The organism is Kitasatospora sp. NPDC085895 (assembly GCF_040702125.1).
In the GTDB taxonomy this organism is placed as follows: domain Bacteria; phylum Actinomycetota; class Actinomycetes; order Streptomycetales; family Streptomycetaceae; genus Kitasatospora; species Kitasatospora arboriphila.
The window spans coordinates 1-14,310 of sequence record NZ_JBFBJY010000002.1 but is presented as its reverse complement, the minus strand read 5'-3'; the positions used below and the strand labels follow the sequence as shown (position 1 = coordinate 14,310).

Genomic DNA, 14,310 nt, shown 5'->3' with positions numbered 1-14,310 from the left:
GGCGGAACGGGCGCTGGGAACGCGACGGGAAGGCGGGGGCGGGGGCTCAGTCCGCGGGGCGGAAGGCCGAGGCGGCGTACCGCAGGTGCTCGGGCACGGCGGCGTCCACGGCGTCGACGGCCGCGCCGATGCCGGCCCACAGCTCCGGCACCACCGGGATCACGCAGGCGTCGCGGCCGAAGACGACCCGGCCGGGGCCGCGCATCTCGACGCCCACCACCTCGGCGAACGGCACGTGGTGCACCCCGCCGTCGGGTTCGCGCGCCCACAGGCCCCGGTCGTCGACCGCGAGACGGGCCCGGCGGGCCTCCGCGGAGCGCAACCGGGCACTGAGCGGCGGACGGAACACCGCGGCGCCGGAGGGCAGGTCGCGCACGGTGGCACAGGAGTAGGCGGGCAGCGGGCGGCCGTCCGGCAGCACCGCCTCGACCTCCGCGTCGCAGGGCACCACGAGCAGCACGGTCTCCAGCGCGCGGGCGAACGCCTCCCGGGCCTGGTCCGGGGTGACCTTCTCGAGGGCGGCGAGGCGGGTCTGCGCGTCCTGGCGAACATCGCCGAAGAGCAGGGCGCCGGCGGCCTCGCCGAGCTCGTGGGTGACCGAGCGCGGGTCCTCGAAGAGCTCGCGGAGCCCGGTGACCTCCTCGGCGAGTTCGGCATCGGTGGGGCCCTCGGCGGCGAGGCGGAGCGCTCCCGCCCAGAGGAGTTCGGCGACCCGCGCCTCCTGGCCCTCGCGGGCGTCCAGGCAGACGGTGCGCTCGCCCCGGCCGGGGCCGGCGTGGACGGCGTCGCCGCCGACGTCGTAGGAGAGGCCGTGCTCGTGGCGGACGGTGGCGCGCAGGCGCTCGGAGAGGACCTTGCAGGCGAGCAGCAAGGCCGGATCGTCGAGGTCGCCGTGCAGGGCGATGCCGGGGCCGGGCACGTCCTCGTGGCGCCAGGACGGGCCGGTGTGCAGGACGGGCCGGGGGGTGCTGCGGTCGGGCCGCTCGCCGTCGGGCAGCGGCAGGCGCAGGCCCGCCGGGGGCGGGCCGGTCAGCAGGAGGACGGCGTTGTTGCGGTGGAAGTACCGTTCCGCGGTCCCGCGGACGGCCTCGACGGGGATGCGGTCCGCGCCGGGGCCGCGGAAGGCGGCGAGGCCGGGGCCCTGGGCGCCGTAGCGGTGGGAGAGGAGCTCGCCGGTCATCGGGTCGGCGACCCTGCCGTCCTCGGCCGCGAGGACGCCGGCCTCCTGCTCGATGCGGTCCAGCGGCAGCGCGGTGAGCGCCTCGCAGACCGCGGCGAGGAAGGCGGTGACCTGCTCGGGGCGGCCGGTGCAGGTGAACTGGGTGGTCAGCAGGTCGACCGAGGCGTTGTGGTCGTGGTGCAGCCGCGGCAGGGTGCTCATCGCCAGGTGCTCGATCATGTGGGTGGTGCCCAGGGTGCGCAGCGTTTCGTCCTGCGCGCCGCACCCGAACATGAGGACCGCTTCGAGCGGTCCGGGCGCTTCCGCCCACAGGACGGGGATTCCGTCGACGACCTCGTGATTCACCGGGCGATCATAAGGGGAATCAGTCGACCCGATTGTGAAGATTTGATGACGAAGCACATGACCGCGGCCGCGCCGCGCACGCCCCTCGTCCGCGGCTGACATCGGCACGGTTCCCGCAACGGCGACGGCCCGCCGGCGGGGTGCCGGCGGGCCGTGCGGTGCTGCGGGGTGGCTGCTCAGAAGCCCAGCTTGCGCAGCTGCTTCGGGTCGCGCTGCCAGTCCTTGGCGACCTTGACGTGCAGGTCGAGGTAGACGGGCGTGCCGAGCAGCGCCTCGATGTGCTTGCGGGCGGTGGTGCCGACGTGCTTGAGCCGGGAGCCCTTGGCGCCGATGACGATCGCCTTCTGGCTCTGCCGCTCGATGTACACGTTGGCGTGGATGTCGAGCAGCGGGCGGTCGGCCGGCCGGCCCTCGCGCGGGAGCATCTCCTCGACCACCACGGCGAGCGAGTGCGGCAGCTCGTCGCGGACGCCCTCCAGGGCGGCCTCGCGGATCAGCTCGGCGACCATGATCTGCTCGGGCTCGTCGGTCAGGTCGCCGTCCGGGTAGAGCGGCTGGCCCTCGGGGAGCAGCTTGGTGATCAGGTCGCCCACCAGCGAGACCTGCTTGTCGCCGACGGCGGAGACCGGGATGATCTCGGCCCACTCGATGCCGAGCTCCGCACCGAGCTGCTGGATGGCGATCAGCTGCTCGGCCAGCCGCTTGGAGTCGACCAGGTCGGTCTTGGTGACGATCGCGACCTTGGGGGTCTTGCGGACCTCGGCGAGCTCCTTGGCGATGAACCGGTCACCGGGGCCGAGCTTCTGGTCGGCGGGCAGGCAGAAGCCGATCACGTCGACCTCCGCCCAGGTGGTGCGGACGAGGTCGTTGAGCCGCTCGCCGAGCAGGGTGCGCGGCTTGTGCAGGCCCGGGGTGTCGACCAGGACGAGCTGCGCGTCCGGGCGGTGCACGATGCCGCGCACGGTGTGCCGGGTGGTCTGCGGTCGGTCGGAGGTGATCGCGACCTTCGTCCCGACCAGGGCGTTGGTCAGGGTCGACTTGCCCGCGTTGGGACGGCCGACGAAGCACGCGAACCCGGAGCGGTACGGGGAGGAAGGGGCATTCATGGGCACCATTCTCCCTGATCACCGGCGGCCGGACGGACGCGTGCCGCGGCGGGCGGCTCAGCCGGTCTTCTTGCCTCCGGTCAGTGCGCCGACCAGGACGAGGACCAGCAGGACGAGCGAGCCGATCAGCCAGTACGGCGAGCCGGTCTCCCGCCAGCGGCCGAAGCCCATGACGGTGAGCAGCAGCCCCGCGAAGAACGCCAGTACGCCCATGTCCCCTCCCCTGCGCCGTTCCCCGGCACCGCTCCCGTGCGCCGCTCCCGTGCACCGGGACGGGGCCGTCCGCACGGCCCCGCCCCCGCCGGGCCGGTCATCAGACTATCGGGCGGGACCGGCCCGGCGGGCGGGTCTCAGCGCGCCTCGGTACGGCTCCGCAGGGCGCCGTCGGGGCCCGCCAGCAGCAGCGGGGTGCCGGCGCCGCCGAGGTCGCGCACGGCCGCGAGGTCGGCCTCGGCCGGGGTCTCGGCCTCGGTGACCACGGCGGCGGCCTCCAGGCCCTTGGCGCCGCTGGCGACGGCCATGGCCACCGCGGTCTGCAGTGCGCTGAGCCGCAGCGACTCCAGCGAGACGCTGCCGGCCGTGTAGGTGCGGCCGGTCTCGTCGCGCACCGCGGCCCCCTCCGCCACGCCGTTGCGGGCGCGGACGGACCGGGCCAGGGTGATGATCTTCTTGTCCTCGGGATCCAGTTCGGTGATCTCGCTCATGAGCCCTGAGCATAGGCGGGCACCGCCGCGCCGTCCGCGCCGGACCGCGGGGCGGACACCCGCCGGCCCGGTCAGCCGTCGCCCTCCGCCAGCAGGGCGCCCCGGCCGGCCGGGGCGAACAGGGCGAGGGCCTCGTCGATGCGGTGCAGCACGGCGGCGTCGAGGACCACTCCGGCCGCGGCGGTGTTCTCGGCGATGTGGGCGGGGGTCCGGCTGCCGGGGATCGGCACCACGTGCTCGTCCTGGTGCAGCAGCCAGGCCAGCGCCAGCTGCCCGGGGGTCAGGCCGAGGTCGGCGGCGATGCCGCGCAGCGGCGCGTAGCGGTCGTTGTTGGTCTGCAGGTTGGCCCCGTCGAAGCGGGGGATGTGCCGGCGGAAGTCGTCCTCGCCGAGCTGCTGGACGGTGCCGGTGAGGAAGCCGCCGCCGAGCGGGCTCCAGGCGACCAGGCCGACGCCGAGTTCGCGGGCGGCGGCGAGCAGCTCCGGGTCGACGGGCTGCCACATCGACCACTGGGTCTGGACGGCGGCCACCGGGTGGACGGCGTGCGCGGCGCGCAGCTGCCCGGCGGTCACGTTGGAGAGGCCGAGGTGGCGGACCAGGCCGGCGGCGACGAGGTCGGCGACGGCGCCGACGGTGTCCTCGAAGGGCACCTGCGGGTCGGGGAAGTGCGGGTAGTACAGGTCGATGACGTCGGTGCCGAGGTTGCGCAGCGACTGCTCGGCGTAGCCGCGCACGTACTTCGGCTCGGCGTTGACGGCCAGCTCGCCGAAGGAGTAGCCGACCGGGAAGCTGTGCGCTTCGGCGCCTTCCGGGATGCGGAAGCCGAACTTGGTGGCGATCACCACCTCGTCGCGGCGGCCGGCGACCGCCCGGCCGACGAGGGTCTCGTTGTGGCCGTCGGCGCCGTAGCCGTCGGCGGTGTCGATCATCGTGGCGCCGGCGTCCAGCGCGGCGTGCAGGGCGGCGACGCCCCGGTCGTCGTCGGTCCGCCCGTACATGCCGGGCGAGAGCACCATGGCTCCGAAGCCGACGGGTGCGGCCTGCAGTCCTCCGAGCGAGCGCTCGCTCATCCGTCCCCCTCCGTGGGTGGTGTGCGGTCGGCGCCCACCCTCCCCCGGAATCCGACGGTCCGTCAAAGGACTTCGCCGGGCGCACCGGAGGCCGGGACGGCGGGTCTCCCGGCCTCCTGGTTCCCGCGGCCGTCGGGGTGCGGCTCAGTGGCCGATCGGGTTGGGCGGGCCCGGCTTGAGCACCTTGACGAGGGTCGGCGGGCCGTTGGGCACGGTCTCCGGGCCGCTGTGGCGCTCGCGCCAGTACGGGTTGTCGTGCGGCAGGTGGCCGCTCACCCTGCCGTACATGCCGCAGGTGAGCACCGCGAAGCCGAAGGCGAAGCTGAACACCACGTTGGGGATCTGGAAGGCCAGCCGGTTGGCGCTGCTGTCGAGCACCATGAGGCCGACGAAGCCGGCGAGGATGAACACCACGCCGACGACCATGTTCAGGGTGGACGCGAAGTTGCCGCCGATCACCGCGCCGACGATGAGGATCGCGCCGACCACCAGGGACAGCACGCTGAGCGCGCCGTTGCTGGACAGGCCCAGGGTCTCCTTGCCGTCGGTGTCGAAGAAGCCGACCTGGTCGACGAGCCCGAGGATGCCGAAGACCACCAGGAACACGCCGCCGAGGCCCGCGGTCCAGCGGTAGATCCGGGCGAGCCGGTGGTCCACGGGAAGTTCGTCTTGCAGTTTCATCTGCTGCCTCCGCCGTACGTCAGCCGTGGCCGTGGTAGTCGCGGTGGAAGGGGATCTCGTGGAGGTAGAGCGAACCGCACTGCTGGCAGGTCCGCAGCCCCGTCCCCCAGTCCGTCTCGGGCCTGGTCTCGGCATCGGGTTCGATCGTGGCGCCGCACATGCCCTCGGCGGGGTTGGCGGTCCGGACGATGTGCCACCTGCTCACCTCGCCGGACCGGCCCGCCGGGCCGTACTCCGCGCGCAGTTGGTGCGTCATACCCTCCATGGTGCAAACGCCCGGGCCCCGGCGGCAAACGCGGGCGGGTCCGTCGCCACACGAACGGCCGGCCCCCCCGGGTGCGGGGGACCGGCCGTGGCGCGGTGGCGGGGTCAGCTCTGCTGGTCGGCGAGCTCGTCCTCCGGGTCCTCGACGGCCCGGACGGGCGCGGCGACGACGGTGTCGATGCGGTTGCGGCGGCCGGCCGAGCTCTCGGCGCTCAGCCGGATCGCCACCAGGTCGGTGGCCGTCTCGTCCGGGACGGGGATGTCGCAGGACGAGCCGGGGATCGGCACCCGGCCGAGGTGCTTGGCGAGCAGGCCGCCGACGGTCTCGACGTCCTCGTCCTCCAGCTCCAGGCCGAACAGCTCGCCGAGGTCCTCGACCAGCAGCCGCGCGGTGATCCGGTACGAGCCGTCGCCGAGGTCCTCGACCGGGGCGATCTCCCGGTCGTACTCGTCGGTGATCTCGCCGACGATCTCCTCCAGGATGTCCTCGATGGTGACCAGGCCGGCCGTGCCGCCGTACTCGTCGATCACGATCGCCACGTGCGAGCGCATCTGCTGCATCTCGCGCAGCAGGTCGGCGGCCGGCTTGGAGTCCGGGACGAAGACGGCGGGCCGCATGACCGTGCCGACCTGCTCGGACTCGGCGTCCCGGTTGACGTGGGTGCGCCGGATCAGGTCCTTGAGGTAGACGATGCCGACCACGTCGTCCTCGTTGTCGCCGACCACCGGGATCCGCGAGAAGCCGGAGCGCAGCGCCAGGGTCAGCGCCTGCCGGATGCTCTTGTGCCGCTCGATCATCACCAGGTCGGTGCGCGGCACCATCACCTCGCGGACGATGGTGTCGCCGAGCTCGAAGACGGAGTGCACCATGCGGCGCTCCTCGTCCTCGATCAGGTCGTCCTTCTCGGCGAGGTCGACCAGGGCCCGCAGCTCGGCCTCGGAGGCGAACGGACCCTCCTTGTAGCCCTTGCCCGGGGTCAGCGCGTTGCCGACCAGGATCAGCAGCCGCGGGATCGGCCCGAGGATGCGGGCCAGCGGCAGCAGCACGAAGGAGGCGGCGGTCGAGGTGGTCAGCGGGTGCTGGCGGCCGATGGTGCGCGGCGAGACGCCCACCGCGACGAAGGAGACCAGCACCATCACCGCGATCGCGGAGAGCACCGCCTGCCAGGTCTTGTCGACGTTCCGCACGAAGACCACGGTGACCAGGACGGCCGCCGCCATCTCGCAGGCCACCCTGATCAGGGTGGCCAGGTTGAGGTAGCGGATCGGGTCGGTGGCCACCGTCAGCAGCCGGGCCGATCCCTTGCGGCCCGCCCGGACGGCCTCCTCGGCACGGAACCGGGAGACCCGGGAGATGCCGGCCTCGGCGCACGCGGCGAGCCAGCCGACCACGACCAGCAGCAGAGCCCCGACGAGGAAGCTCGTACTATCACCACTCACAAGCGGCCGGCCCTCAGTGGACGGTCGGCGCCGGGGAGATCCCGGACAGGCCGCGGCCGGAGCGCCAGTCGTCCAGGATGCGCTTCTGCAGCCCGAACATCTCCTTCTCCTCGTCCGGCTCCTCGTGGTCGTAGCCGAGCACGTGGAGCACCCCGTGGACGGTGAGCAGCTGCAGCTCCTCGTCCATCGAGTGCTGCGAGGGGGCGGCCTTGCCCTGCTGCTGGGCCACCTCGGGGCAGAGCACGATGTCGCCCAGCAGGCCCTGCGGCAGCTCCTGGCCCTCCTTGCCGGGACGCAGCTCGTCCATCGGGAAGGACATCACGTCGGTGGGCCCGGGCAGGTCCATCCACTGGACGTGCAGCTCCGCCATCGCGTCGCTGTCGACCAGGATCACGGAGAGCTCGGACTGCGGGTGGATCCGCATCTTGTCGAGGGCGAAGCGGGCGACGTCGAGGATGGCTTCCTCGTCGACGTCCCACCCGGACTCGTTGGCGATGTCGATCGACATGGAGGGCTTGTGACTCAGCTTTCGGTGCGGTGGGACTGGCGTTGGGACTGACGCGGGGCGCGGGCGCCCCGGCGCTGGACGGGCTTGCGGTCGGTGGCGGCCTGGTCGGCCTCCTGCTGGGCGTCCCAGCGCTCGTAGGCGTCCACGATCCGGCCGACCAGCTTGTGCCGCACCACGTCGGTGCTGGTCAGCACCGAGAAGTGGATGTCCGGCACGTCGGCGAGGATCTCCTGGACGACCTTGAGGCCGCTGCGGGTGCCGCCCGGCAGGTCGATCTGGCTGGTGTCGCCGGTGACCACCACGCGCGAGTTGAAGCCGAGCCGGGTCAGGAACATCTTCATCTGCTCGGGCGAGGTGTTCTGGGCCTCGTCCAGGATGATGAAGGCGTCGTTGAGGGTGCGGCCTCGCATGTAGGCGAGCGGGGCGACCTCGATGGTGCCCGCGGCCATCAGCCGGGGGATCGAGTCCGGGTCCATCATGTCGTGCAGCGCGTCGTAGAGCGGGCGCAGGTACGGGTCGATCTTCTCGTAGAGGGTGCCGGGCAGGAAGCCCAGCCGCTCCCCCGCCTCGACGGCCGGCCGGGTCAGGATGATCCGGTTGACCTCCTTGGCCTGGAGGGCCTGCACGGCCTTGGCCATGGCCAGGTAGGTCTTGCCGGTGCCGGCGGGGCCGAGGCCGAAGACGATCGTGTGCTTGTCGATCGCGTCGACGTAGCGCTGCTGGTTGAGCGTCTTGGGGCGGATCGTACGGCCCCGGTTGGACAGGATGTTCGCCGTGAACACCTCGGAGGGCGCCGGGTGGTCCGGGTTGTCGGCGGCACTCCTGAGCATCGCGATGGAACGCTCCACGGCGTCCTCCGTCAGGGGTTGGCCGGTGCGGAGCACCAGCATCATCTCGTTGAAGAGCTGCTCGACCAACCTGATCTCGGAGCGGTCGCCGGTGGCTGTCACCTCGTTGCCGCGCACGTGGATGTCGGTCTGCGGGAACCCCTGCTCGATCACTCGCAGGAGCGAGTCGGCCGCACCCAGCAGCGTCACCATGGGGTGCTTCTCGGGGATCACGATCCGGGTGCTGGCCTGCGCCTCACGGCGCGGCTGTCCGTTGGTACGGGTCTGCGGTGTGTCACTCATGGGTCGGCGCTGCGGCCTGCCTCATCCCAATCCGTCGTCTCGGGGTGCAGCTCGGGGTGTCCGAGGTCACCAGGGTACGCCGCACGGGCCCTCTCCCGGAGGGCAGGGGCGGCGCGGCTCCGCCCGCGGAGGCCGGATTCGATGGTGGGCCACCCGCCCGGACCGCGCGAGTGGTTTTCCGTCCCGGCCGCATCAGGGGCGCGCGGAGGCATCCGCACGCCCTTTCGGTGCGTGCACGTCCTAGCCCCGGCGGCGGGGCATCGGGACGCGGGCGAGGTCCTCGGCGATCACGATCTCGCCGTCGAAGTGCTTGCGGGCCTCGGCGAGGTGCTGGTCGAGGACGGGGTAGCGCTGCGAGAAGTGCGTGAGGACGAGGGTCCGCACCCCGGCCGCGGCCGCGACCCGGGCGGCCTGCGCCGCGGTGAGGTGGCCGTGCTCGGACGCCAGGTGCTCGTCGGCGTCCACGAAGGTGGCCTCGATGACCAGCATGTCGGCGCCCGCGGCGAGCTCGTCGACGCCGTCGCACAGCCGGGTGTCCATCACGAAGGCGAAGCGCTGGCCGGGCCGCACCTCGCTGACCTCGTCCAGGGTGACGGTGCGGCCGTCCACCTCGACCCGGCCGTGCTGCTGGAGGGCGCCGACCGCGGGCCCGCGAAGGCCCAGGGCGGCGAGCCGCTCGGGCAGCATCCGGCGGCTGTCCGGCTCGGTGAGCCGGTAGCCGAAGGACTCCACCGGGTGCGACAGCCGGGCCGCGGACAGCTCGAACGGCGCGCCGGGGGCCTCCAGCGGGCCGGGGTCGAGGATCGGCCGCTGCCGCAGCTCGGCGGTCTCGTGGAAGGCGGAGGCGTACCGCAGCCGGTCGAAGAAGACCTGGCCGGAGGCCGGGTAGTAGGCGTCCACCGGGTGCGGGACCCGGTCCAGGTTGATCCGCTGGACGACGCCGGCCAGCCCCAGGCAGTGGTCGCCGTGGAAGTGGGTGACGGCGATCCGGGTGATCTGGGTGGCGGAGACGCCGGCGTGCAGCATCTGCCGCTGGGTGCCCTCGCCGGGGTCGAAGAGCAGGCCCTCGCCGTCCCAGCGCAGGAGGTAGCCGTTGTGGTTGCGGTGCCGGGTGGGCACCTGGCTGGCGGTGCCGAGGACGACGAGTTCGCGCTGGGACACCTCAGACCAGGCCCTCGCGCAGCTGCACCCCGCCGAGCACGTGGAGGTGGGCGTGGAAGACGGTCTGGCCGGCGCCGGCACCGGTGTTGAAGATCATCCGGTAGCCGTGGCCGTCGATCTCCTCGTCCTCGGCGACCCGGGCGGCCTCGGTGAGCAGCTGGGCGGTGATCTCCGGCTCGGCGGCGGCGAGCGCGGCCGCGTTCGGGTAGTGCACCTTGGGGATCACCAGGACGTGCGTCGGCGCCTGCGGGTTGATGTCCCGGAAGGCGACGGTGCGCTCGGTCTCCCGGACGACGGTCGCCGGGATCTCCCCCGCCACGATCTTGCAGAACAGGCAGTCGGGCTGGGCCTCGCCGGCCATGGCGGTCTCCTTGCGGGTGCACGTTCCTGACGGTCCGCAGCCTAGCCGAGCTGCGCACTCCCCCGCGGCGGGCACGGGACCGGCGCGGAGGCGGACGGCCGCTGCCGCCCGCCCCCGGGCCCGTTCGCGCCCGGACGGGCCCTACAGCTCGGGCAGCGGCGGCGGGGTCTTCGCCGGCCGCTCGGCGAGCGCCTCCAGCGCGAGGCGGACGCCCTCGGCGAGCTGGGGGTCGCGGCCGGCCGCCCAGTCCTGCGGCGGGCAGTCGACGACCACGTCCGGGTCGACGCCGTGGTTCTCCACGCCCCAGCCGTAGCCCTCCAGCCAGAACGCGTACTTGGGCTGGGTGATCGAGGTGCCGTCGACCAGCGCGTACTTGCTGTCGATGCCGATCACGCCGCCCCAGGTGCGGGTGCCGACCACCGGGCCGATGCCGAGCGCCTGGATCGCGGCGTTGACGATGTCGCCGTCGGAGCCGGAGAACTCGTTGGCGAGCGCCACCACCGGGCCGCGCGGGGCGTCCCCGGGGTACGGCTCGGGGTTGGCGAGGTCGCGGCCGCGGTCCCAGCCGACGATCCGCCGGTTCAGCTTCTCGACGATCAGCTGGGAGGTGTGGCCGCCGCGGTTCTCCCGGAGGTCGACGACCACGCCCTCGCGGGCGAGCTCGACCCGCAGGTCGCGGTGGAGCTGCGCCCAGCCGGAGCTGACCATGTCGGGCACGTGCAGGTAGCCGAGCCGACCGCCGGAGCGCTCGCGGACCTCGGCACGGCGGCCGGCCACCCAGTCGTGGTAGCGCAGCGCCTCCTCGTCGGCGAGCGGCACGACCACCGGGTGCCGAGGGACGCCGTCCTTGCCGGCCACGGTCAGTTCGACCGGCTGGCCGGCGGTGCCCGCCAGCAGCGGGGCCGGGCCGGCGACCGGGTCGACCGGGCGGCCGTCGACGGCGAGCACGGCGTCGCCGGGCCGGACGGCGACGCCGGGGGCGGCCAGCGGCGACCGGGCCCGCGGGTCGGAGGACTCGCCGGGCAGGATCCGCTCGACCCGCCAGACGTCGCCGTCGCGGACGAGGTCGGCGCCGAGCAGGCCCTGCCTGCGGGCGGCCTCGGTGCCGCGGCCGGGCGGGGTGACGTAGGCGTGCGAGGTGCCGAGCTCACCGACCGTCTCCCACAGCAGGTCGACCAGGTCGTCGTGGCTGCCGAGGCGGTCGACCAGCGGGCGGTAGCGGTCGAGGACGCCCGCCCAGTCGACGCCGTTCATGTCCGCGCGCCAGAAGTTGTCGCGCATGATGCGGCCGTTCTCGTCGAACATCTGCCGCCACTCGGCGGACGGTTCGACGGTGACCCGCAGCCGCGCGAGGTCGACGTCCACCTCGTCGTCCTCGCCGGCCTTCTGGTCCGCGGGGACGATCCGCAGCCGGGCGTCGTCCAGCACCGCGAGGCGGCTGCCGTCGCCGCTGACCGCGAACGCGTCCAGGGCGTGCACGAGTTCCTCGGCGCGCCGCCGCTTGAAGTCGAACCGCTCCAGCACCGGCCGCGGGTGGTCGTCCTCCAGCGAGGCGGCGGTGTCGCCGAGCTCGCCGAGCAGCGGCATCCGCGTCCAGACCACGCCCTCCTTGGTGGCCCGCAGGGTGCCGAAGGAGCCGCCCTCCACCGGGAAGGCCAGGATCCGGTCGGCGATGCCCTCCAGGTCGACCCGGGTCCGGGCGGCCGCCTCCTCGCCCTCGGCGCCGTCCTTCGCGTCCTTCGCGGCCTTGCCGGCCGCGCCGTCGTCGTCCTCGGCGCCGACCGGGCGGCCGGCCCGCTGCGGGCCGAACGGCGACGGGGTGTCGGCGGCCAGCGTGATCAGGTACGGGCGGCAGCCGGTCGGGAAGGACAGGTCGAAGGAGTGCGAGTCGTACACCGGGTCGAAGTTGCGCACCGACAGGAAGGCCAGGTGCTTGCCGTCCGCGGTGAACGCCGGCGCGTAGTCGACGAAGCGCTGCGGGGTGGCCTCGCTGACGGTGCGGCTGGTCAGGTCGGCCAGCATGATCTGGCGCAGCGACCAGGCGCCGAGCGCCGGGCTCGACCAGGCCAGCCAGCTGGAGTCCGGGCTGAACGCCAGCCCGGTGACCTCGCCGTCCTCGCTGCGGGCGAGCTCGTGCACGGTGCCGTCGGAGAGCGCCACCAGCAGCACCCGGCCGTCGTGCGAGGCCACCGCGAGCTGCTTGCCGTCGGGCGAGACGGCGAGGTCGAGGACGCGGCCGAGCCGGCCGGCGGCGAGCCGGCGGCGCTCGGCGCCGAGCACCACGGGGGCGAACTCGATCGCGTCGTCGCCCTCCGCGTCGGTGACCCAGACGACGCCCTGGCCGCCGTCGGCACCGGGCACCACCCGGGCCAGCCGGGCGCGCACCCCGGGGGTGGCGTCCAGCACCCGGGCCGGGCCCTCACGGTGCGTCAGCCAGTGCACGGTGCCGCGGACGACGACCGCGCCGGCCCGTCCGGTGCGGTCCGGGGCGACCGACTCCAGCTGGCCCGCCGCGGAGACCGGGTGCGGCTGGCGGCGGGTGCGCGGGCCGGCCGGACGGACGTCCAGCCGGCGGGGCTCGGCACCGTCCAGGTCGTCGAGCAGCCACAGGTCTCCGCCGCTGTGCCAGACCACCCGGGTGCCGTCGGTGGTGGCGTTGCGGGCGTAGAACCCGCCGTCGGTGTGCCGTCGCAGGTCGGAGCCGTCGGGGAGGCTGGAGTACAGCTGCCCGGTGCCCTCGTGGTCCGACAGGAAGGCGATCCTGGAGCCCTGCGGCCCGCCGACCCACAGCGGCGAGTCGATGTTGCCGTCGAGACCGGTGTGCAGCCGTTCGAAGTCCCGGCCGCCGATCCACAGCTTGCCCGCGGTGCCGCCGCGGTAGCGCTTCCAGTGGGCGGGCTCCCGGCTGAACGCCGACAGCAGCAGGAGGCGCTCGCCGTCCGGCTCGAACGCGAGCCCGCCGACCGGCCCGTACGGCAGTCTGGCCGGCTCGCCGCCCTCCAGCGGCAGCGCGAAGGCCCAGGTGCGGCGCAGGGTGGCCTGGCCCGCGGTGGTCACGGCGACCGGCCGGCCGTCGGGCGTCCAGCCGCGCAGCGCGGTACGGGCGCTGCCCCAGTGGGTGAGGCGCCGGGACGGGCCGCCGTCGGTGGGGGCGACGTGGATCTCGGGCGCGCCGTCCCGGGTGGAGGTCCAGGCGACGTGCCGGCCGTCCGGGGAGAAGCGCGGGTGGCTGACCGGGGTCTGGTCCGCCGTCAGCCGCCACGCCCGGCCGCCGTCCAGCGGTGCGAGCCAGACGTCGTCCTCGGCGACGAAGGCGACGAGGTCGCCGTGCAGGTGGGGGTGGCGCAGGTAGGCGCCCTCGAAGGTGCTCTGCGGTTCGGTCACACCAGCACCCTAGGCACCGCCCGCCCGCGTCGCAGGGGGTTTCTTCTTGAGCGTACGAGCCGGTCGGCCGCCGGTGTCCGGACGGGCCCGCGGGCCGGCGTCAGGACCAGCGGCCGGTACGGCCCAGCAGCAGGGCTCCGGCCGCGACCCCGGCCGTGGAGGTGCGCAGCACCGACGGGCCGAGCCGGTACGGCGCGGCGCCGGCCTCGGCGAACGCGGCCAGTTCGTCCGGCGAGACGCCGCCCTCCGGGCCGACCACCAGCACGATGTCGCCCTCCGCGGGCAGCCCCGCGGTGGCCAGCGGTTCGGCGCCGTCCTCGTGCAGCACGGCGGCGAAGGCCGCGGCGGCCAGCACCGGGGCGAGCTGGCGGGTGGTCATGAGGTCCCGCACCTCGGGGAAGCGGAGCCGACGGGACTGCTTGCCGGCCTCCCGGGCGGTGGCCCGCCACTTGGCGAGCGCCTTGGCCCCGCGGTCGCCCTTCCACTGCGTGATGCAGCGGGAGGCCGCCCAGGGGATCACCGCGTCGACGCCGACCTCGGTCATCGTCTCGACCGCGAGCTCCCCGCGGTCGCCCTTGGGCAGGGCCTGGACGACGACGATCCGCGGGCCGGGCTCGGGCTCCGTGCGGACGGTGCCGACGGTGACGTCCAGCGCGTCCTTGCCGTGCACGGCGGCCACCGTGCCGTCGACCCCGAGACCGCACCCGTCGGCCAGCGTGATCGCCTCTCCGGCCTCCAGCCGCTTCACCGCCGCGGCGTGCCGCCCCTCCGGCCCGTCCAGCCGCACCACCGCACCCGGCACCACCCCGGCCAGCACCGCACTCTCGACGACGAACACCGGCGCAGTCATGAAGGGCCTTCCTTACGGGAGTGAGTACCGAAGGGGCGCGTGGGGGCACCCCCGGCCGAATGGGGGGGGGGCCCCCCCGCGCCCCGTGGGGGCGGCGGTGGTGGGCGACCCGGTTAGGCGGGCAGT

14 protein-coding genes are annotated in these 14,310 nt (G+C 74.1%); all 14 read right to left on the bottom strand.

Going from position 1 to position 14,310, the window contains the following annotated elements; genetic code table 11:
• Positions 1–46 precede the first annotated feature (46 nt).
• Positions 47–1,525 carry an insulinase family protein gene (locus AB0442_RS01615; protein WP_366159929.1) on the bottom strand — a complete coding sequence of 493 codons (1,479 nt, stop codon included), beginning with the start codon at positions 1,523–1,525 and terminating at the stop codon, positions 47–49.
• Positions 1,526–1,701: 176 nt separating this feature from the next.
• Positions 1,702–2,631, bottom strand: coding sequence for a GTPase Era (gene era, locus AB0442_RS01610; RefSeq protein ID WP_363540031.1), 930 nt, complete (start codon positions 2,629–2,631; stop codon positions 1,702–1,704).
• A gap of 57 nt (positions 2,632–2,688) precedes the next feature.
• On the bottom strand, positions 2,689–2,844 hold the full coding sequence (locus AB0442_RS01605; RefSeq protein WP_159400980.1) for a hypothetical protein: 156 nt from the start codon (positions 2,842–2,844) through the stop codon (positions 2,689–2,691).
• Positions 2,845–2,981: 137 nt separating this feature from the next.
• A complete protein-coding gene (locus AB0442_RS01600; RefSeq protein WP_344622627.1) occupies positions 2,982–3,335 on the bottom strand; it encodes a cytidine deaminase in 354 nt (117 codons plus the stop codon).
• 71 nt (positions 3,336–3,406) lie between these two features.
• The gene (locus AB0442_RS01595; RefSeq protein ID WP_366159928.1) at positions 3,407–4,405 is read right to left on the bottom strand and encodes an aldo/keto reductase; all 999 of its coding nucleotides are present in this window, start codon (positions 4,403–4,405) and stop codon (positions 3,407–3,409) included.
• Between the two features lie 144 nt (positions 4,406–4,549).
• Positions 4,550–5,086, bottom strand: a complete 537-nt coding sequence (locus tag AB0442_RS01590) for a DUF4383 domain-containing protein (RefSeq protein WP_366159927.1) — start codon at positions 5,084–5,086, stop codon at positions 4,550–4,552.
• Positions 5,087–5,105: 19 nt separating this feature from the next.
• Complete coding sequence (locus AB0442_RS01585; RefSeq protein ID WP_363540039.1) at positions 5,106–5,342, bottom strand: hypothetical protein; 237 nt, start codon at positions 5,340–5,342, stop codon at positions 5,106–5,108.
• 113 nt (positions 5,343–5,455) lie between these two features.
• Positions 5,456–6,790 (bottom strand): hemolysin family protein, encoded by a 1,335-nt coding sequence (locus tag AB0442_RS01580; protein WP_344622623.1) that lies wholly within the window; start codon positions 6,788–6,790, stop codon positions 5,456–5,458.
• A 13-nt stretch (positions 6,791–6,803) separates the two neighbouring features.
• Positions 6,804–7,298: an rRNA maturation RNase YbeY gene (gene ybeY / locus AB0442_RS01575; protein ID WP_263105453.1), complete on the bottom strand. Its 495-nt coding sequence runs from the start codon at positions 7,296–7,298 to the stop codon at positions 6,804–6,806.
• A gap of 14 nt (positions 7,299–7,312) precedes the next feature.
• Entirely contained in the window at positions 7,313–8,338 is a 1,026-nt protein-coding gene (locus AB0442_RS01570) for a PhoH family protein (protein ID WP_344622746.1), read from the bottom strand.
• A 330-nt stretch (positions 8,339–8,668) separates the two neighbouring features.
• Positions 8,669–9,589 carry a ribonuclease Z gene (locus AB0442_RS01565; RefSeq protein WP_366159926.1) on the bottom strand — a complete coding sequence of 307 codons (921 nt, stop codon included), beginning with the start codon at positions 9,587–9,589 and terminating at the stop codon, positions 8,669–8,671.
• Position 9,590: 1 nt separating this feature from the next.
• Positions 9,591–9,950 carry a histidine triad nucleotide-binding protein gene (locus AB0442_RS01560; protein WP_030270608.1) on the bottom strand — a complete coding sequence of 120 codons (360 nt, stop codon included), beginning with the start codon at positions 9,948–9,950 and terminating at the stop codon, positions 9,591–9,593.
• Positions 9,951–10,091: 141 nt separating this feature from the next.
• Positions 10,092–13,334, bottom strand: coding sequence for a PDZ domain-containing protein (locus tag AB0442_RS01555; RefSeq protein ID WP_366159925.1), 3,243 nt, complete (start codon positions 13,332–13,334; stop codon positions 10,092–10,094).
• Positions 13,335–13,434: 100 nt separating this feature from the next.
• On the bottom strand, positions 13,435–14,184 hold the full coding sequence (locus tag AB0442_RS01550; protein WP_366159924.1) for a 16S rRNA (uracil(1498)-N(3))-methyltransferase: 750 nt from the start codon (positions 14,182–14,184) through the stop codon (positions 13,435–13,437).
• Positions 14,185–14,310: the final 126 nt, after the last annotated feature.